18 protein-coding genes, 1 tRNA gene and 1 pseudogene are annotated in these 20,401 nt (G+C 35.5%); 14 read left to right on the top strand and 6 right to left on the bottom strand.

The features are described from left to right. Positions 1–3 precede the first annotated feature (3 nt). Positions 4–1,281, top strand: a complete 1,278-nt coding sequence (locus OPR48_RS01755) for a hypothetical protein (RefSeq protein WP_265026317.1) — start codon at positions 4–6, stop codon at positions 1,279–1,281. Positions 1,282–1,580: 299 nt separating this feature from the next. On the opposite strand, the gene OPR48_RS01750 is transcribed toward OPR48_RS01755, so the two are convergent. Continuing rightward, positions 1,581–2,855, bottom strand: a complete 1,275-nt coding sequence (locus tag OPR48_RS01750) for a M16 family metallopeptidase (protein WP_265026316.1) — start codon at positions 2,853–2,855, stop codon at positions 1,581–1,583. A 1-nt stretch (position 2,856) separates the two neighbouring features. Beyond that, on the bottom strand, positions 2,857–3,465 hold the full coding sequence (locus OPR48_RS01745) for a superoxide dismutase (RefSeq protein WP_265026315.1): 609 nt from the start codon (positions 3,463–3,465) through the stop codon (positions 2,857–2,859). Positions 3,466–3,640: 175 nt separating this feature from the next. Here OPR48_RS01745 and OPR48_RS01740 point away from each other — a divergent pair, with 175 nt between their 5' ends. Then, on the top strand, positions 3,641–4,234 hold the full coding sequence (locus OPR48_RS01740) for a hypothetical protein (protein WP_265026314.1): 594 nt from the start codon (positions 3,641–3,643) through the stop codon (positions 4,232–4,234). A 115-nt stretch (positions 4,235–4,349) separates the two neighbouring features. On the opposite strand, the gene OPR48_RS01735 is transcribed toward OPR48_RS01740, so the two are convergent. Both OPR48_RS01735 and OPR48_RS01730 read right to left on the bottom strand, forming a co-directional pair. Next, the gene (locus OPR48_RS01735; protein WP_265025723.1) at positions 4,350–5,306 is read right to left on the bottom strand and encodes an IS5 family transposase; all 957 of its coding nucleotides are present in this window, start codon (positions 5,304–5,306) and stop codon (positions 4,350–4,352) included. Beyond that, complete coding sequence (locus OPR48_RS01730) at positions 5,291–5,422, bottom strand: hypothetical protein (RefSeq protein ID WP_265026313.1); 132 nt, start codon at positions 5,420–5,422, stop codon at positions 5,291–5,293. The genes OPR48_RS01735 and OPR48_RS01730 overlap by 16 nt, the downstream gene beginning before the upstream one ends. Positions 5,423–5,650: 228 nt before the next feature. Here OPR48_RS01730 and OPR48_RS01725 point away from each other — a divergent pair. The 9 genes and pseudogenes from OPR48_RS01725 to OPR48_RS01685 form a co-directional block, all read left to right on the top strand. Then, positions 5,651–6,238 (top strand): annotated as a pseudogene (locus OPR48_RS01725) (WD_0702 family putative metalloprotease); the annotation flags it as partial. Beyond that, positions 6,217–6,339 (top strand): hypothetical protein, encoded by a 123-nt coding sequence (locus OPR48_RS01720; protein WP_265026311.1) that lies wholly within the window; start codon positions 6,217–6,219, stop codon positions 6,337–6,339. The pseudogene OPR48_RS01725 and the gene OPR48_RS01720, both read left to right, overlap by 22 nt. Further along, complete coding sequence (locus tag OPR48_RS01715; protein WP_265025723.1) at positions 6,324–7,280, top strand: IS5 family transposase; 957 nt, start codon at positions 6,324–6,326, stop codon at positions 7,278–7,280. The genes OPR48_RS01720 and OPR48_RS01715 overlap by 16 nt, the downstream gene beginning before the upstream one ends. Positions 7,281–7,944: 664 nt before the next feature. After that, positions 7,945–11,385: a DNA polymerase III subunit alpha gene (gene dnaE / locus OPR48_RS01710; protein WP_265026310.1), complete on the top strand. Its 3,441-nt coding sequence runs from the start codon at positions 7,945–7,947 to the stop codon at positions 11,383–11,385. A gap of 48 nt (positions 11,386–11,433) precedes the next feature. After that, entirely contained in the window at positions 11,434–12,216 is a 783-nt protein-coding gene (gene rpsF / locus OPR48_RS01705; protein ID WP_265026309.1) for a 30S ribosomal protein S6, read from the top strand. Beyond that, the gene (gene rpsR / locus OPR48_RS01700; protein ID WP_250294995.1) at positions 12,216–12,491 is read left to right on the top strand and encodes a 30S ribosomal protein S18; all 276 of its coding nucleotides are present in this window, start codon (positions 12,216–12,218) and stop codon (positions 12,489–12,491) included. Before rpsF ends, rpsR begins: the two co-directional genes overlap by 1 nt. Positions 12,492–12,498: 7 nt before the next feature. Beyond that, positions 12,499–13,044, top strand: coding sequence for a 50S ribosomal protein L9 (gene rplI / locus OPR48_RS01695; protein ID WP_265026308.1), 546 nt, complete (start codon positions 12,499–12,501; stop codon positions 13,042–13,044). A 241-nt stretch (positions 13,045–13,285) separates the two neighbouring features. Next, positions 13,286–14,578 carry an adenylosuccinate lyase gene (gene purB, locus OPR48_RS01690; protein ID WP_265026307.1) on the top strand — a complete coding sequence of 431 codons (1,293 nt, stop codon included), beginning with the start codon at positions 13,286–13,288 and terminating at the stop codon, positions 14,576–14,578. Next, positions 14,578–14,650: transfer RNA gene (locus tag OPR48_RS01685), tRNA-Met, on the top strand. Before purB ends, OPR48_RS01685 begins: the two co-directional genes overlap by 1 nt. A 195-nt stretch (positions 14,651–14,845) precedes the next feature. Here the strand turns inward: OPR48_RS01685 and OPR48_RS01680 are convergent. Next, positions 14,846–16,093: an iron-containing alcohol dehydrogenase gene (locus OPR48_RS01680; protein WP_265026306.1), complete on the bottom strand. Its 1,248-nt coding sequence runs from the start codon at positions 16,091–16,093 to the stop codon at positions 14,846–14,848. Positions 16,094–16,135: 42 nt separating this feature from the next. On the opposite strand from OPR48_RS01680, the gene dapE reads away from it, so the two are divergent. Next, positions 16,136–17,332 carry a succinyl-diaminopimelate desuccinylase gene (gene dapE / locus OPR48_RS01675; RefSeq protein ID WP_265026305.1) on the top strand — a complete coding sequence of 399 codons (1,197 nt, stop codon included), beginning with the start codon at positions 16,136–16,138 and terminating at the stop codon, positions 17,330–17,332. Positions 17,333–18,704: 1,372 nt separating this feature from the next. Continuing rightward, positions 18,705–18,893 carry a hypothetical protein gene (locus OPR48_RS01670; RefSeq protein WP_265026304.1) on the top strand — a complete coding sequence of 63 codons (189 nt, stop codon included), beginning with the start codon at positions 18,705–18,707 and terminating at the stop codon, positions 18,891–18,893. On the opposite strand, the gene pdhA is transcribed toward OPR48_RS01670, so the two are convergent. Beyond that, on the bottom strand, positions 18,886–19,866 hold the full coding sequence (pdhA, locus tag OPR48_RS01665) for a pyruvate dehydrogenase (acetyl-transferring) E1 component subunit alpha (RefSeq protein ID WP_265026303.1): 981 nt from the start codon (positions 19,864–19,866) through the stop codon (positions 18,886–18,888). The genes OPR48_RS01670 and pdhA overlap by 8 nt on opposite strands. Before the next feature lie 65 nt (positions 19,867–19,931). On the opposite strand from pdhA, the gene hemJ reads away from it, so the two are divergent. Continuing rightward, complete coding sequence (gene hemJ, locus OPR48_RS01660; protein WP_265026302.1) at positions 19,932–20,360, top strand: protoporphyrinogen oxidase HemJ; 429 nt, start codon at positions 19,932–19,934, stop codon at positions 20,358–20,360. Positions 20,361–20,401 lie beyond the last annotated feature (41 nt).

Below are 20,401 nucleotides of genomic sequence, written 5' to 3'. Positions count from 1 at the left end.
CATTTGGGCTTATCTAAAGAACAAGCAGACAGTATTTCTGTATTTGGTAGATTTCCAGAAAATTATGATAATGAGTTAAAAGGTGATAAAGAACAACAAAGTAAAGTTGGAAAGAATTTGCATATCTGTAAGGCAATTGTGGAGTACAAGGATAAACATGGTGAGTTGCCAAAAAATGTAATGTTAGTTGATGATGATGTAAAAAATATTCAGAAGATTAATGAGTTTGTTGCATCAATGAGTAAAAGAAGGGGATGGCTTAAAGAAAATGGGCTGAGTATTGAAGAGATACAAAAAATCAAATTTGAAGGTGCGCGAGTGCCTAAAGAGGACAAAAATGTTGGTTATCTAGAAAGAGTACAAGAGTTTATCAGTCCTAGGAAAGAAGAGTCACCACAATTACCTCCTAAACTTAAGAATTTAAATGCAGTATCCCAGAATAATGAGGAGCCACCACAATTACTTCCTAAAAAAAGGAAATCAAGTGATGGTATGGTTGCTGATGGTGAGAATAAAAAACAAGATATTAAGGGCATGTTGTCATCTGAAACACAAGCAAACCCAACACGCTCAAAACGTCATGCAATGATGCTTGACCCTCAGCAAATAGAATCTATACACCAGAATGCTGAAGAGCCACCACTAGGTAAAAAATACGCACATACTGAAACCATCTCCTTATCAAAGGCATTTGATACAATCAGAGATTTTTTTCAAGATTGTGGTCAAAAAATAATAAATACTATTCATAGATTACTAAAGAAGGAAGTAATAACAGGAGTTAAAGAGCAAGGCTATGATGTGAATAGTGAAAAAGGTAAAAGTGAAATTACGATTTATGGTAATAAATCGATAGATATTGACAAAATAAAAACGGATTTTATTGATACCTCTCTAATTCGAATAATGGAATTGGGTGAGGAGAAAATCAAAGATCTTAACAATAATTATAAAGGTGATCAGCTAGGGCGAGAGATATCGAAATTATTGAACGCTGGTTCGCAAAAGGAAAATATAAACTCAAACTATAATGATGGAGAGCCTATATTCCAGACTCGTAAAGAGGCATTGAACTATCCTCCGCAAAAGAAAGACATAAACTCGAACTATAATGATGGGGAGCCTATATTTCAGACTCGTGAAGAGGCATTGAACGCTGATCGGCAAAAGAAAAATACAAACTTGAATCCTGCAAGCAGAACACCACCATTACCTCCTAAAAATCATATGGAAAAGGTTATACAAAGCAGAAATGCAGGTAGGACTGAAATAGGTAAGTGATTCATGTATAAAAGACAAGAGTTAACTGACAGAAGAATTAAAACTAATGTCAGGCTCTTGTTTAATACATATAATTGCTTATATGTGTAGTTCATAGCACATTGTTTCAACTTTACGCTTCTTTAATCACTGTGCTATAGCTAACCCAAGAAAGGTTTTCCTACGTCATACCGCCGCGGCGCTAACAAGTAGCGGAATGACGAATTTTTGTTTTTCAAATTATCGGTAAACTTAAGTCACTTTAGCTATAAATTATGAAGATCTATTGTAAAGCAGCCAAATCAATATAACAGAATACACTAAGCTTTAAGCATAGAAACCACTTTATCGTAACTTGGCAGTGACTTAATTTCTCCAATTGCAGCTAGAGTGGTTTTTTCATGCTGAGATAACAATTCTTCTGCTGCTTTTTTTACGTTAGCAGTGGTAACTGCACTAATTTTTTCTATTAATTCATTTTTACTGATGTACCTATTATAGTTACCGTAGTAGTGTCCCAATGTTTCAGCACGTGAGCTAACACCTTCGCGCGACATTAAAATTTGGGATTTTACTCGCTCTTTCACTCTATTTACTTCTTCTTCCTTCAGATCATCTGTAGACAACTTCTTCAACTCTGTCATTATAGATTTTAAAAGCTTATCTAAGTTACTACTGTCTGTACCAGCAAAAATGGAAAACATCCCTGTATCAGTGTAGCTGGAATTAAATGAATAAACAGAGTAAGCTAATCCCTGCTTTTCCCTTACTTCCTGGAACAGACGTGATGACATTCCGCTCCCTAATATAGAATCAAGCACTTGAAACGTGTGATATTTATCGTCATAACGAGAAACGCTAGGTAGACCAATTAGCAAGTGCACCTGATCTAATTTACGATGTTCTAAATACTCACCACCAGTGTAGCTCGTCGCATTTTGGCTTTTTTTCAGCTTTTTAGAATGAATCTTTGAGAGAAAATCTTTGGTTAATCCAACAACTTCTTCATGTTCAACATTTCCTGCAACGGCAAATAGCATATTCTCGCCAAAGTAATGTTCGTTTATGTAGTTATTTAGATTTTCCCTAGTAAATGACTTTACCGTATCTTGCGTACCTAAGATTGACTTACCAAATGGTTGATCTTTATAAGCTGCCTCAAAATATTTATCGAAAACAATGTCACTTGGTGAATCATTAGTTTGAAAAATCTCTTGTATTACAACACCCTTCTCACGTTCCAATTCATCTTCTGGAAACGTAGAATTCATCAATATATCTATTAATATATCAATACCAGTTTTTATGTCTTTCTTGAGGACTTTTGCATAATAGGTGGTGCTTTCCCTACCAGTGCTGGCGTTGAAAACCCCACCTATGTCGTCAAAAGCTTTTGCAATTTCAAACGCAGTTCTTGTCTTCGTTCCTTTGAAAGCCATGTGTTCTAGAAAATGGGATATTCCATTTTGATTTGCACTTTCCGCTCTACTGCCAACACCAACTCGTATACTTAAAGCTACAGAGTCAACATCACGCACTTGCTCAGTTATTATGCGCAGACCATTATCTAATTTCGTTACCTGAGGTGTATTCATCTTATGTATTCTTTTTTAAATTTTCTTCTGCAAAATCCCAATTAATCAAATGGTCAAGGAAAACTTTTATGTAGTCAATTCTACGATTTTGACAATCTAAATAGTATGCGTGCTCCCACACATCCATAGTGAGTAATGGCACTTGACCATAAGTTAATGGCAAATCTGCATTTGGAGTTTTGGTGATTTTGAGCTTTCCTTTTTCAAGCACTAACCACACCCATCCACTACCAAACTGGCTTACTCCATAATTGGAGAATTCTTCATAAAATTTATCAAAGCCACCGATATCGTCCTGAATTTTTTTTGCTAAAAGACTACTATCTTTAGGCTTACCACCACCATTTTTTTTCATTGAGTTCCAATAAAAAGTGTGATTCCAAACTTGTGCTGCGTTATTAAATATAGGCAAGTTGTCGCTATTACCATGCACTTTTGTTATTAATTCCTCAATTTTCACATGTTGATAATCCGTATTTTCAACCAGCTCGTTGAGTTTATTTAAATATCCTTTATGGTGCTTATCATAATGAAAATCTAAGGTTTTTGCAGATATGTAAGGCTCCAAAGCTGTTTTACCGTATGGTAATTCAGGTAAAGTAAAATTCATTCAACCTCCTCAATTTCTAACCTACTGCGATGTTAGAGCAATATATGCTTTTGTGCAACATATAATTTGGTTAAAATATTCATATTATTGCAATTGTTCTAAAATAAGTTATACTAGTACAGTAATGTTAATAATAATTACATTTTTTATTATATAGTTTTTTTAGGAGGCTAATATGTCAAGTTTATGTGAAAACCTTAAGTATTCATATGAGAATTTTAAGCAATATGCTCAACACGGAACTGTTCCTGCTGTAGAAAAAAATAACAGTCAAGTTCCACAAAACTGTTTCTATAAGTCTGTTCATCATATCGATAGTGTTGTGGGACCAGTGAAGGATATGCTCGTAGGGGTAAATAAAGATGCCGATACTTCAACAACAACTTTGGGAAAAAGAGAGAAAAAAGTCTGCGGTACGAAACATAATGGACTTTATCATGGCTTTGCAAATTTATTACTTGTACTTTATACAGGGGTTGCATATTTAACGTATTTGCCAGTAAAATTAATTTCACATTTAAAGGGAACAGATGGTCCAAAATCTCTTTTAGGGTATACCAATAATTTGCAGAACAAAGCAGAACAACATGGTGAAACCTGCGCTAAGTTCTTAAGTTTAGTCTTGTCTTACATTATTTCAGCCGTCATCTGGGCTGCAGCACTTATTATTACACCACTGACTTGGGCTGTTGATAAAGTGGCAAGTAAGTTTAGTGACGCAAAGTCTGAAGCTGCTGACTCTAATGGGAAAGCTCCTCTACTAAGCTAATCTGCACAACATGGCTTTAACACTTAGCCACCGGAAAGGGTGTCATCCCAGTGCTTCGGTACTGGGATGGCTTTGTTGCATCGCACCTTATACTGGTAGTAATTTACGATAAATATCATGTAGCCATTTCAAATTTAGCCATACCAATTTCAGTAAATTGATTAAGCAAATAGCACTTAATCAGCAATTCTTTTTCGCGATTTACTTCGGATTTATTCCTAAAGCTGAATCCAAATATTTGCTTTAATCTTGAGAAAAACCCTTCAATATAAGATCTTTTCCCATAATTTACTTCTTTTTTCCATTCTTTCACGCCATCTTCACCGTATAATTTTATTAACCTAATAGCAGCATTTCTGTCAGACATATAATCTATTTCTGGATGTTCTGCCGCATTGTTTATTGGTGGAATTTTTGCCTTTATATCATATTCGTGACACAATTTGTAAAACTTGTGCCTATCATATGCCCTATCTGCATATAGTGCTTTTATGACATGCTGAAAATTAACTTCTTTAAGCAAATCGCAAGCTCCATAGTGATCAGAGTAGACACCGTTACTGTATTTTACAGCTATGGCTTTTTTGCTGTTTATATTCAACATTACATGCAATTTTCTTGTCTGTTCATAGCCACGATATTTTCTGTTAGCGCTATTTTCCTTGCTGTGACCAGGGGTATTGTTGTAAATGCTGATACCTGTACTATCTATAGCAATTTCGATGTCTTCCATATTATTTTTATCAATTCTGCAATCATTGATCTTAATATTAAGTTTCTTAAACCTTCTTGATGCTTGTGAATAGCTGATAACTGCTAAATCTCTTCCTATTTGTTGCATATATCCTTTTATAAACCCCACCGTTTGTCTTAAACCAATTCTAAAAAGATTGACAATTATATGCACCAAAATCACAACTTTATCACTGTAAATATAGTTGCCGCCTTGCATTTTTGGACTATTTTCATACCAATTTTCTATGGCTTCATTGATATAATGAAAAATATTTCCTCTTTCCTGGAGAAATTTGTTATATTCATTTTGGTTACTGACTTTCATTTTCTGTGGCATATTTTTTCTTCAACAGTTAAATGGTTATTTATAATGAATTTTGTCAGTAGCCACCAGATTTTTTCGGTTGCTATGCAACAAAGCCTACTGGGATCCAGCCTTCCATGCAATCCCATCAAAAACGTTTATTTGAGCATAAGATTAGCTATTTTCTATGCTCACCAACCCAGCGTACAGTAGGAATTTCTGGATTCCAGCGTCACGCGCTGGAATGACACCATTCGTTTCGTTAAAAACAAATGTTCATGCAGTTATGTGATCTTCATTAGTTATGTCTGCAATCAGGCTTCCTAAAAACACTTTATAGCTCTTGAGTATAAAAAAAATTCCTTTAAATAATAGATATGCTAATCAGGAATTTAATAAAACAAGCGACTAAAGTAGGAAGCAGTGAAAATGCAATACGGTATGTCGAATATCTCTATCAATTTGAAAAGTTTAGAAACACATTAAACCTCACTTTATCACTAATAAAGCAAAATAGGCTCTCATTTGAAATATACCAAGAGGGATTAGTGGATATGGAAGAGGGAGTGTGTAAGACAATCAGGTCTTCCGGTGTAAATAAATATGTTATTGTACTGAGGAAGTCAAACCCATACATTATAGTGCATGAACTTTCACATATGGTTGAAAATGAACTGAACTTAAGCTTGGAACAGGAATTTCTCCATAAAGTTTATCAAGATGTCGAGCAGAACCTAAAGCAAGCAAATATTCTTGTGCAGAAAATTATCGGCCAAATTATATTTAAGGAGATACAGGCTTATCAAACTGCAAAATCACGTGCATCTGAATTATTTGCACGCTATTTTGAGTTATTTGCTTGGGCGCAGGAGGTTTACCCTAAAGACAAAGAATACTTAATCCGCACTCAAGACCTAAACAAAGTGTTCCTTGCTACTGACCAATGGAAAAAGAGCTACCTGGATGGCTTTGTTGCATAGCAATCGAAAAAATCTGGTGGCTACTGACAAAATTCATTATAAATAACCATTTAACTGTTGAAGAAAAAATATGCCACAGAAAATGAAAGTCAGTAACCAAAATGAATATAACAAATTTCTCCAGGAAAGAGGAAATATTTTTCATTATATCAATGAAGCCATAGAAAATTGGTATGAAAATAGTCCAAAAATGCAAGGCGGCAACTATATTTACAGTGATAAAGTTGTGATTTTGGTGCATATAATTGTCAATCTTTTTAGAATTGGTTTAAGACAAACGGTGGGGTTTATAAAAGGATATATGCAACAAATAGGAAGAGATTTAGCAGTTATCAGCTATTCACAAGCATCAAGAAGGTTTAAGAAACTTAATATTAAGATCAATGATTGCAGAATTGATAAAAATAATATGGAAGACATCGAAATTGCTATAGATAGTACAGGTATCAGCATTTACAACAATACCCCTGGTCACAGCAAGGAAAATAGCGCTAACAGAAAATATCGTGGCTATGAACAGACAAGAAAATTGCATGTAATGTTGAATATAAACAGCAAAAAAGCCATAGCTGTAAAATACAGTAACGGTGTCTACTCTGATCACTATGGAGCTTGCGATTTGCTTAAAGAAGTTAATTTTCAGCATGTCATAAAAGCACTATATGCAGATAGGGCATATGATAGGCACAAGTTTTACAAATTGTGTCACGAATATGATATAAAGGCAAAAATTCCACCAATAAACAATGCGGCAGAACATCCAGAAATAGATTATATGTCTGACAGAAATGCTGCTATTAGGTTAATAAAGTTATACGGTGAAGATGGCGTGAAAGAATGGAAAAAAGAAGTAAATTATGGGAAAAGATCTTATATTGAAGGGTTTTTCTCAAGATTAAAGCAAATATTTGGATTCAGCTTTAGGAATAAATCCGAAGTAAATCGCGAAAAAGAATTGCTGATTAAGTGCTATTTGCTTAATCAATTTACTGAAATTGGTATGGCTAAATTTGAAATGGCTACATGATATTTATCGTAAATTACTACCAGTATAAGGTGCGATGCAACAAAGCCATTCCAGTGTCAAGCACTGGAATGACATCACAGGGGCACTGGAATGACACCTCTCTTGGGCTCTTTTAGCTATAAACATTAAGAAATTTACCAAATGAAAAAAAAGGCAAAAGAAACCCTGGTCATTGTCTATTTTCAGTATTGGCGTTTTTTAAGTCTTAAACACTGCAATTTAGCTGCTTTTAAGTGCAACTAACCTTAGCTAAAATGTTTAAGAAATTTACTAAGTAGAAAAAAAGGCAAAAGAAACCCCGTGGTAATTAGTGTTCACTCTCTAATCCTTCAAATTGGCGTACTATACTGTCTTAAACGACTTATAAGCGCGTTTCAGCTTATATGGGTAAAAACCCAGAAATATTGTGAAGACATAAGGTGCACATAGTGCAAAAAATTAAAAATAAGACGCCAACTACGTTGTTTTTTTACTGTTTAATCTGCACAGATGAAGATAACTGAATACCTTCAGTTTCATGATAAGGGAGCTGGCGGAGTTTGTCAAGTAAGTTTTTTGTATTTTAACCTTAGATTTGAGAAATCTTATAGGCTTTTGTTCTCATGAAAATTATGTTCTCATGGGTAAATTAATGTTATCCTTTTTTGTTGATCTAAAGTTTTTTATGTTCATACACTTACGTGTTCATAGTGTTTATTCGCTGCTTGAAAGCTCGGTTAAAATTGAGGAGCTGATCGGCCTTTGTTTGCGAAATAAAATGCCAGCGGTTGCAATTACTGATTCAGGTAACTTGTTTGGCTCGCTTGAGTTTTCAGAATATGCAGCAAGTAGGGAAATACAGCTAATAATAGGATGCAATATTATAGTTAAACATTCAGAACAAAATTTACCTATATTATTGCTTGCAAAAAATGAGCAAGGGTACACTAATTTAGTCACTTTGGTGAGTGAGTCTTTTAAAAAGCGCAAGAATAACAGCGATATTCCTTACGTTGATTTTGATGAGCTATTGAATTTAAGTACGGGTCTGATCGCTTTAACCGGTGGATGTTTGGCTCAACTATTGTTGGGGCAAGATAAAGAAACGGTTGAAAAACTGCTTTCAGCATTCAATGGTCATTTATATGTTGAATTGCAGCGTCATGGATTGAATAAAGAGCTAGAGCTTGAAGAAGCTTTGATAGACTTTGCTTATCAGCGCAATATACCACTGGTTGCAACGAACGATGTGTTTTTTCCAAATAGGTCTGACTATGAAGCTTATGACATATTAACGTGCATATCGGAGGGGAGTTATGCCCTGGAGAATAACAGAAAGAAGTTAACTACCGAGCATTACTTCAAATCTGTGGCAGAAATGGAGGAGCTGTTTAGCGACATTCCCGAAGCAATTCATAACACTTTAGTGATAGCTAAGCGGTGCTCTTACATGCCAAGAAGCAGGCAGCCTATCTTGCCTAAATTTCCTTGTCGAGAAAATAAAACTGAGAATGAAGAACTGAGGGAGCAGGCAGTTGCAGGATTGAAGCTGCGTATTGCAAAATCCTCTTCTGTCACCAGAACACCCTCCACTGTCATCCCAGTACTTGATACTGGGATCCAGAGAGATTCCAGCGTCACGCGCTGGAATGACACCAAACCAGATGATGACACACAACATGATATCGATTTCAAGCAATACTACGACAGGTTAGATTATGAACTAAGTGTAATCACTTCAATGAACTATGCTGGTTACTTTCTAATAGTTTCTGACTTTATCCGCTGGAGCAAAGTAAATGGCATTCCAGTTGGTCCAGGAAGAGGCTCTGGTGCTGGATCAATTGTTGCTTGGAGCTTACAGATTACAGACCTTGATCCAATAAAGTTTGGCCTAATATTTGAAAGATTTTTAAATCCCGATCGTGTATCAATGCCTGACTTTGATATCGATTTCTGCCAAGAGAAAAGAGACCTGGTTATTGATTATGTTCAGAAAAAATACGGTTATGTTGCTCAAATAATCACTTTTGGTAAATTGCAGGCAAGGGCAGTATTACGTGATGTTGGTAGAGTATTACAAATGCCTTACTCTCAAGTGGATAAAATATCTAAAATGGTTCCATTTAATCCAGTAAATCCTGTAACTTTATCACAAGCGATAGAGTTTGATCAAAACCTGCAGAAAGAACGGGATAGTGATGAGGTAATTGCAAAGCTTCTTGATATATCTCTTAAGCTTGAAGGAATATATCGTCACGTTTCAACTCATGCTGCTGGAATTGTAATATGCGATCAAAAATTAGAAAATTTTGTTCCCGTGTATTATGATCCAAATTCGGCTCTGCCAATCACTCAATACAGCATGAAATATGTGGAGAAAGCTGGGCTAATAAAATTTGATTTTCTTGGACTTGGTACGCTAACGCTAATAGATCATGTGTGTCGTTTAATTAATCATGATGAAAAAAAGATCGATATTTCTTCAGTTTCTTTGAATGATCAAGAAACCTATGAGATGCTCTCTAGCGGTGATTCAATTGGAGTGTTCCAGCTTGAAAGTTCGGGAATGAGAGAAGCTTTAATCAAGTTAAAACCAGACTGCATCGAGGACATCATCGCTTTAATCTCTCTTTATCGTCCAGGACCTATGGATAACATTCCAACTTATGTTGCAAGAAAACATGGACTTGAAAAGCCAGATTATATTCATCCGTTACTTGAGGAAGTATTAAAAGAGACATTTGGGGTAATAATTTACCAAGAACAAGTGATGGAAATAGCCCGTATTCTTTCCGGGTATAGCTTAGCGGAAGCAGATTTGCTGAGACGTGCTATGGGTAAGAAAATCAAGGAAGAGATGGATAAACAACGTGAACTTTTCATCCAAGGAGCAACGAAGAATGGCGTTGATTACGACAGGGCAAGTTATATCTTTGACCTTGTTGCAAAATTTGCTGGTTATGGGTTCAATAAATCTCATGCTGCAGCATATGCGGTGATATCTTATCAAACGGCTTACCTTAAAGCTAATTATCCATTAGAATTTTTTACAGCACTAATGAATCTGAATATTGATGATAGAGATAAACTGAATTTATTTTATCATGCAGCAAAGTTTAGTGGCGTTACCGTTCTTCCACCTGATATAAACAAATCTAAAGCTGAATTCTCAATAGAGAACGAACGCATACGTTATGGTATTGCTGCCTTGAGGAATGTTGGTTTTTCTATAGCGGAGGGAATAGTGAACGTACGTTCAAGCGCTTGTAAGGACATATGGGAATTCATTCAAAATTCAGGTCATATAATAAATAAGAGAGCACTAGAAAGCCTGATTAAATCCGGAGCATTCGATAGCGTGCATAAGAACAAAAAGCAGCTATATGAGTCAATGGACACACTGATTTACTTTGCAAATAAAAACAAACAGGATAGAGAATCAAGTCAAGCTGCTTTGTTTGGTAGTCTTGATGTCCTCAAACCGAAATTTGAGAATGTGGAAGATTTTGATGAAGAGGAAAAATTAGAGCATGAGTTATTTTCACTAGGATTTTATTTAACTAATCATCCACTTGAAAAATTTAGAACTCTTCTGGAAAAGTTAAATATTGGGTTTATCGGAGAAAATAGAACAGCAAAAACTGCTGGGGTAATATTAAATGCACGTATGAGAACCTCAGAGCGTGGAAGGTTTGTTATACTCACACTTTCTGATCCCCATAACGTTTCTGAAATAGCATTCTATAATAATGAAATAATAGAAGAAAAAAGAGATTTATTTTCACCAGGAACATTTGTGATAATTGATCTTGAAGCTTCGGAAAATACGACAAGATTAGCAGGCAAGGATATATCTGAGTTTACAAAAAGAATCACTTCTACAATAAAAGAATTAGTTCTCACCACTGAGTGCACGGATTCGCAAAAAGCCGCTATGGAATTAAACACAATATTAAAAGATGAAGGCAGAACCAAAATAATGCTAAAACTTCTTCTCGAAAAACATAAAGTGAGCATCTTATTACCAGGTGCATACTCAATTGCTCCTCAAGTTGTTTATGAAATATCTAACTTAAGCTGGATTAAAGGCGTAGAAATTAATACAAATAACTTGCTTATATAAAAAAGCTTTATATAATGAAATATTTAATCGGTATTAAAGGAAGATATAGTGAATCTTTATGAATTTATTTTTATAGCACAACAAGGATTATTACAGCAAGAAGTAGAGGAGATGGTCCAAGAGCTAGCTGTTTCATTGAAGAATATTAAAGCAGATGTTATTTTCCAGAAGATTAAGAGTCTTATGGAAAGGCAAAATAGCACGCTTACAAAACAAGAGTTAGAAACGCGTGCTGAAAACATTAAAGAAGGTCTAGTTGCTTACTCTGATTTCTTGGAAGATCTTACAAAAATTTTATGGGTTGAATTGGAAAAAGATCTTTCAAATTTGAAAGAAGTGAAGTCAAAAATCGATAAAGAGTTGAAAGATGACCTAAAAGATTTAGGAATAACGCAAGATTTTATAAAATTTCTAGGAGGCAGTGAGCAAATTACTAAAAGTGCGTTTATCCATAATGCAGTAAATGCTTTGAAGAGAAATATTTCAGAACATCTAATAAAGATTTTTCAAGATATTTTGAAAGATTTTAGAATAAACGGTCCAACTCAATCGAGCAAAGCATTGGAAATGCTTTTGGAAAACATTGAAGCATCAGGATTAATCAAGTATGAACATTGGGGTCTTTTGGATTTTGCATATCCAATAAATAAGATGAAGAGCGGTCATTATTGTATAATGTGTATAAGTTCTACTGCAAGCATTCTGGATGAATTTGTGCGTAGAATGAAACTTAATGAGAACGTTATTCGCCACTTGTCTGTGCAGGTTGATAAATTTTTTGAAGGTAAATCTTATATGATGAATAAACAAATTGAGGAGCAAAACGCATAATGATGAAAAGACGAAATAGTTTTAATAATTCTTACGTATCTGTAAATAATAGGACTGGCTTTAGGCGTTCTAAAGTTTGCCCTCTTGCTGCGTCTAAAGATGAAGACATAGATTATAAGAATACAGATTTATTATCCAAGTTTACCTCTGACTATGGTAGGATATTACCTAGAAGATTAACAGGCGTATGTGCAAAAAAACAAAGGAAGTTACGCTTAGCGGTCATAAGGGCACGTTTTTTGGCTCTTGTTCCTTACTGTACTAAAAAAGTTTAGGTAATTTATGTTGATAATTTTAAAGGAAAATATAAGGACTTTAGGTAAGCTTGGTGAAGTTGTAAAAGTTAAACCAGGTTATGCACGTAATTTTCTTTTTCCACAAAGAAAAGCGGTGAAAGCTACCAAGGAAAATTTAACAAAGCTAGAGGAGCAACGTTTATTACTGGAAGAAGAGAATATAAAAAGATTAAATGTAGCAAAAGAGCTTGTATTGTCACTACATGATAAGTTTGTGGTATTGACAAAGCAAGCTTCAGAGGATGGTAAAATTTTTGGTTCTGTAACAACACGTGAAATTGCGAAAGTTTTACTACAAGAAGGACGTGCGATAGATCATCGTAGTTTATCTTTTGGTGGAATAAGCATCAAAAACTTGGGTGAATACCAAGTAAACGTAGAATTACATAGTGAAGTAGTAGTACCAATTACTATATACGTCGTGAAATCCGAAACAGATGCAAATGAGCTAAGGCAAGTAAAATTGCAAAATCAGAAGTCTGAGCAACAAGAAGATGAAGCAGTTGAGCAAGAAGATACAAATAACGAATAGCAGTGAATAAAATATGTCAACTATCCCACTGTTTCCCTCGTGTCATCCAAGTAGCTGACACTGGACACCATTTGCTATGTAAACTGCTTTCAGAATTACAGTGATTATACAATGATTGGAAGAAATCAAAAATGATCCTACACTATAGCCGTAAAGAAATGTCTGCCATGGCTAAGCTGGTGTCACCCCAGTGCGTGACACTGGGATCTAGCATGTTCAAAGATAAGACGGGGGTCATTTAATGATCCCTCGTTATAGTCATAAAGAGATGTCTGCGATTTGGGAAGAAAATAACAAATTTAATATATGGCTCAAAATAGAAAAATTAGCGTGCGAAGCTCAAGCAAAGCTAGGAATTGTCCCTAAGGATATTGCTCAGAAGCTCTCTGATGCTATTGAATTTGATATTGAACGTATCAACGAAATTGAATCCATTGTAAAACACGATGTTATAGCTTTTCTGACGTATGTTGCTGAAAAAGCGGGAATTGATGTTCGTTATCTTCATTATGGAATGACAAGTTCTGATGTTTTGGATACATGCCTTGCGGTGCAGTTGAAAGAGTCATGTGATATTTTACTCGAGAATTTAAAAAATATACTTGCAGTATTGAAAAAAAAAGCTGAGGACTATAAAGATATTGTTTGTGTTGGGCGTAGTCATGGAATGCATGCAGAACCAACAACTCTTGGATTAAAATTTGCTAGATTTTATGCTGAATTTAAACGCAATTATCAGAGATTAATTAGCGCGCAAAAAGAGATCTCAATTTGTAAAATATCAGGTGCAGTAGGTAATTTTGCAAATGTTGATCCGTTTGTTGAAGAGTATGTAGCGAAAGAAATGGGACTCATACCTGAAACCATATCGTCTCAAGTCATTCCTCGTGATAGACATGCCATGTTCTTTTCAGTTTTGGGAGTGATTGCAAGCTCAATAGAAAATATTGCAATTGAAATTCGTCATTTGCAAAGAACTGAAATCGGCGAAATTTCTGAGCATTTTTCCATTGGGCAGAAGGGAAGCTCTGCTATGCCACACAAATGCAATCCTATTTTAAGTGAAAATCTGACTGGACTCTCACGTTTAATACGCAGTTATGTTTTTCCTGCGTTAGAAAATGTTGCATTGTGGCACGAACGTGATATATCACACTCGTCTGTGGAAAGATGCATTGCTCCTGATGCTTGTATAACAATGGATTTTGCTTTAGTGCGATTAACAGATTTGATAGATAAATTGGTGATCAATAAGGAAAACATTGAGAAGAACTTAAATTCTTCAAAAGGTTTAGTTTTCTCACAGCATGTATTGCTTGAGTTAGTAAATAGTGGTTTGGCGAGGGAAGAGGCGTATAAAATTGTTCAGAGCAATGCAATGAAAGTGAAACAAAACAACAGTGATTTTCTGGCCGAATTGAAACAAGATAAATCCTTACTTAAGGTTATTCACTCGGAAAAACTTGAATCTTTGTTTGATTTGAAATATTATACAAAACATGTAGGTCACATATATAGCAAGGTTTTCAATTAGGCTGAGTAGCTCAGTTGGTAGAGCAGGAGGATCATAATCTCTTGGTCGGGGGTTCAAGTCCCTCCTCAGCCACTCGAACTAAACTATGTTTAGCAAGATAGTGCTATTGGTGAAGTAGTGCGACCCAGTGTCAGCTACTTGGAATGGTTACGTTCAGTTGTGTATCCACTCAGGTGTACAGTTTAGAGGACAATGGATAAGAGATTGTGAAAAGGGTTTAGCTTTTGGCCTATGATCTCTTTAAATGACAGAATTTCACTACAAAACTTAACTTTCTTCTATGCAGTTAGCTAAGTCAAGAAAGGTGAATCTATCCCTTGTTGCAAACGCAAGATCGACCACTTTACAATATTGTTCTTTATTCCAACTGAGGTGCTCTGGTAAGTGTGGAATTGATAGATCTTCAAATATTTTTTGCAGGTGTTTTGCAGGTAGTAAATTTTGCTTAATTAAACTGGAAATATTATGCCATTCTTTACAAATAATCTCTTGGATTTTTTGCTGCATAATTTGCTTCTGTTCAAAAGTTCTTACAAATTCGATATTATCAAAGCACTGAGTTATATGTTTTACATCTAAAGTGGTCGGTTTGATAATCGGGTTTTGTATTGATAATATCTTTTCCTGCAAATTAGCCATGGTAATCGTCGTAACAGCAATTTTTTCGCCATGTAGTGAGGAATGATCTCTTGTTACCATTTCCATTGCGTGAGCTATCATATGCTCTCCTTGGCTTGCAGAATAGCTGCCTTTTGATATTACCATTCCAAGTCCTGAAATTAATAGAACTTTCATAAGTAATAGGACCACTTTTCTACTTCTTTTAGTAAGCGCCGTATACTCTCTTAGCAAAATTTGCTCCAAATCGCGAACAAGTGTAAAAGGTAATTCATTGTATTCTGTGCCAAGCAACAAATGAGATAGTAGCCAGTCAGCCTGAACTGTTGAACGGCAAATGAAATCTGCAAATCCGCTTAATGTGAGGCGCAGTGGTGCATTGGTAAGTATGTCTATATCTATATATATCGCTCTTGGAAGATGTGCTTTGAACGATTTTTTATATCCATTTACTAATATTGAAGCATTTGCGGATGTATATCCATTCATGGAAGCGGCTGTTGGGAACGATATATAATCTTTTTTCTCGAGGTAGCTTGCATATTTGCAGATATCGTTAACGGTGCCGCTACCAAATGCAACTATTAAGTCATTATCTTTTGCTTTGTTTCTAACTAGATTTACGGTTTCAAGAGAGGCAGCTCTGCTTGGTGTCATCCGAGTAGCTGACATTGGGATGACAGGTGGAGTGGAGTTACCCGGAATAATTAAGTTAGGAATTTTATTAAATACGTTTTTGTTTAAAAGTTTTGCTGTATTTTCATCTACAACTAGAAAGATGTCATTTCCGTGTCGTGTGCATATTTCATAGATATCATCAGCAAGGTGGTAATCTGTTATTACTTCTCTTAGAAAAGTTTGTTCGGTTTGATGTAATATTTGTTTTAAATAGTGCATAGAGTGTTTACAATATAGCAATATAATTATTTTAAGGTTGACATGAAAATTGACCCTGTAGAGCTAACTAAGAAATTGATCTCTTTTGAGAGTATAACACCAAGGGACGGCGGGGCAATAGAGCATATAGCAACAATCTTCAAGAAAAGTGGCTTTGACTGTGAAATTTTAGAGTTTGGTGATAAAGTTAAAAATCTTTATGCGAAATATATAAATGGAGTACCAAATTTGTGCTTTGCTGGGCATGTTGATGTTGTGCCACCAGGTCAATTAAAAGATTGGGCATTTGGTCCATTTAATCCAGAAGTTAGAGATGGAATGTTATATGGAAGAGGGGCTGCTGATATGAAAAGCGGAGTAGCTGCATTTATTGCTGCTATGGTAAATTTGATTGCAGAGAAGTTTCAATTTAATGGTTCGATAAGTGCATTGATTACCAGTGCTGAAGAAAGCACGGAAGAATATGGAACAAAGGCAGTTTTGGAATGGATGAAAAGTAAGCAGAAAAAGATAGATTTTTGTGTGGTTGGCGAACCAACCAGTAGTGAGAAATTAGGTGATACCATAAAAATAGGCAGAAGAGGTTCTGTAACATTTGAATTAATTTGCCATGGAAAACAAGGGCACGTTGCCTACCCAGACCTAGCAGATAATCCAATATATAAGGTAATATCGATATTGAGTAAGGTAAAAAATACTACTTTTGATCATGGTAATAAATATTTTCAGCCTTCACATTGCGAAGTTACTACTATCGATGTTGGAAGTAATACTAGCAATCTAATACCTGGTTCAGCAACTACACGTTTTAACATTCGATATAACAATACACAAACACCTGACAGCTTATATAAGCTGATTGATGAAATATGCTCCAGTGTAACTAACGATTATAAACTTTCTATGCATAGCAGCAGGGATGTTTTCCTCTCTACTCCCGATAGAAATACTGATATTATGCTTGATGCGATAAATAAAGTTACCAGTATTGATGCTGTGCTGAGCACAAGTGGTGGCACATCTGATGCTGCGTTTATCAAAGATGTTTGTCCAGTGATTGAATTTGGTATAATCAACAAAACCGCACATCAGACAAATGAATGCGTATTAGTAGACGATATACACAAGTTAACAGCTATATATAAGGAATTTATAGAAAATTATTTCAATCCCACTAATAAAATATTGAATCAGGTCAACGTAGTTAGTAATATATCTAGTGGTCCATTGTTAGCTTAGATCTCTTGCATAACTGTTGTTTGAGTAACAACTAGTATCATTCCAGCAAAAACCATGAGAGCTATAAAAACTTGCTTGACACCCTTCGCCAGCCCCCTTATCATGAAACTGAAGCTATTGTATTTGCTTTCGCCAATCTGCAGATTAAAAGGTAAGGATTACTTAATGTATCGGCGTCTTATGTTCAATTTTTTGCAGTATATAGATACTGTATGTCTTTACAAAACTTCATCTACATCTAGATTTTTATCTAAATAAGCTGAACGCGCTTATAAAGCGTTACAAGACATCAAAAAATGCCAATACTCGACAGAGATAGTAAAAGACTAGCTAACTCGGGGATTCTTTGTCTTTTTTTCTACTTGGTAAATTTCTTAAACATTTGCAGCGTAAGTTAGTTGCAATTAAAAGCAGCTAAATCTTGCTTGTCAAGCGTTTAAAACATAAAAAACGCCAATATTTTAAAGCGGATAATAACCACGGGGCTTCTTTTGCCTTTTTTTTCGTTTGGTAAATTTCTTAAACATTTATAGCTAAACGACAACCGTCATCCTGCTGCTTGTTAGCGGCTAAGAGATACCGCGAATGAATCGAGGTATGACGTAGGACTGCTGTCATTCCAGTGCTCCTTTTTTTGTCATCCCAGTCTGGGATCTATTTTGCATGTAACTCCAATTGTGTTTTGGCATAAAACGCGACGCGTATTAGACTTGTTTGCAAGCAAAGCTTGCTAGATCCCAGTGTCAAGCACTGGGATGACATCATAGGGACACTGGGATGATAGGGGAGGGAGGCTACTTGGATGACATCATTCTTTTTCCTGGATCCAAGTAGTCAGGGCACTGGGATGACAGGCTAGCCTGACAACCGTCATCCCGCTACTTGTTAGCGGCTAAGAGATACCGCGAATGAATCGCGGTATGACGTAGGACTGCTGTCATTTCAGTGCTCCTTTTTTTGTCATCCCAGTGCCCAGACACTGGGATCTAGCCTTTATTATGCAGTCACTTGGTTAAAATTAAGTCTTCTGGATCCCAGTGGGCTTTGTTGCATCGCTACTTATGAAAGGCTAACTATAGCTAGGATTATAAGCAACCTATTGAAAATCTTGTTTTTTTGCAATCAATCTGATCAAATTTAAGAATAGTAATTTATTATTTATATTAATAAACTTAATTCTATTGAAAATAGCTAAAGCATTGAAATTCTTGAATTTTAGCCGGATTAGTGAGTGGTAGTGAAATTTCTTTTACTCAAATTTAGGTATTCACTGACCGTTCTTGTTATAAATACCAGAATAATAAGCTACTGATATTCTCCATCTTTTTTATCTTTAATCCATCATAGCTAGCGATGCAACAAAGCCATCCCAGTGTCAAGCACTGGGATGACAGGGGGGGAGGCTACTTGGATGACACCATTCTTTTTCCTGGATCCAAGTAGTCTGGGCACTGGGATGACAAAAAAAGGAGGGCACTTGGATGATGGGAGAAGGAGCTACTTGGATGACATCGTTTACTATTACAATGTTCGTACAGTTCTGGATAAAAAAATTAGCTAACAAATTTATAAACATCAGTATATAACTCATCAACGCTTGGTTCTTTACTATTTTTGGCAAAATCCTCTGATTTTTTCACTAAGTCACGTATTTCCTTATCAATTACTTTGCATTCTTCTTCTGAAGCAATTTTATTATCTATCATGTATTTCTTTAAAGTGCCTATAGGGTCATGATTTTGCTTCATATCTTCAACTTCTTCTTTTAAGCGATAAGTAGCAGGATCTGACATCGAATGGCCGCGATATCGATATGTCTTCATTTCAAGCAGGATAGGCCCTTTTCCGCTGCATGTGTGTTCCGCTGCTTCGCTTGTAGCCGCATAAACAGAGAAAAAATCCATTCCATCAACTTGTTTTCCAGAAATACCAAAACTTTCTCCTCTTTTATATAACTCTGTTACTAAAGTTGATCTTTGCACGGAGGTTCCCATTGCGTATTCATTATTTTCTATGATGTAAACCACAGGCAACTTCCACAAAGCTGCCATATTAAATGATTCATATACTTGTCCTTGATTTGCAGCACCGTCACCAAAATACGTGAATACCACGTTATCTTTTTTCTTATATTTATTAGCAAATGCTATTCCTGTGCCAATTGGAACTTGTGCTCCCACTATTCCATGTCCACCGAAGAATTTTTTTTCAACGTCAAATACGTGCATCGAACCACCTTTACCTTTCGAGCATCCTGTTTCTTTGCCAGTGAGTTCTGCCATTACAACATTTGGATCAGAATCACATGCGAGCATTAAGCCATGGTCTCTATAACTTGTGATAAAAGCGTCACCTAATTTTGATGCAGCTTGAGTTCCAACTGCAACTGCTTCCTGTCCTATTGATAGGTGACAGAACCCGCCTATTAATCCCATCCCATATAATTGTCCTGCTTTTTCCTCAAATCTGCGTATGAGTAGCATTTTCCTGTAGAATCCAATTATCTGTTCTTTAGTGAAATTTTCTGCTTTCATATCGATTTCTTTTTCATTAAACTAAAATAATATCAGAAATTTTTAACATTTTGTAATAAATCTCAATGGATTACTACCACTGGCTTGAAGCTTTTCACATTATCTCCGTCATTATGTGGATGGCAGGTATGCTTTATTTACCCAGGCTTTATGTCTACCACGCAACTGTAAAACCGGGATCGGAAAATGATAGCTTGCTTCAAACAATGGAAAAGAGGCTACTTAGATATATCATAAACCCTGCAATGCTTTTCTCACTTGGTTTGGGAATGACATTAATGATTATAAGAGAAGCATATCGTGAAGGGTGGTTTCATGTGAAAGCACTAGCATTATTTTTTATGTTTGCTATTCATGGACTGCTTGCAAAATACAGAAAAGATTTTGCAATGGGTTCAAATGAAAAAAAACACGTTTATTTTCGTGTTTTAAATGAAGCAGTTACAGTATTGATAATAGTTATAGTTATTATGGTTGTTGTAAAACCTTTTTGACTGACCTTACCCAAAAAAAGCAGAAAGCTCGTATCTGTTCA

It is taken from the genome of Wolbachia endosymbiont (group A) of Bibio marci, from assembly GCF_947251645.1.
In the GTDB taxonomy this organism is placed as follows: domain Bacteria; phylum Pseudomonadota; class Alphaproteobacteria; order Rickettsiales; family Anaplasmataceae; genus Wolbachia.
This window is presented reverse-complemented; position numbering and strand designations above follow the sequence as displayed.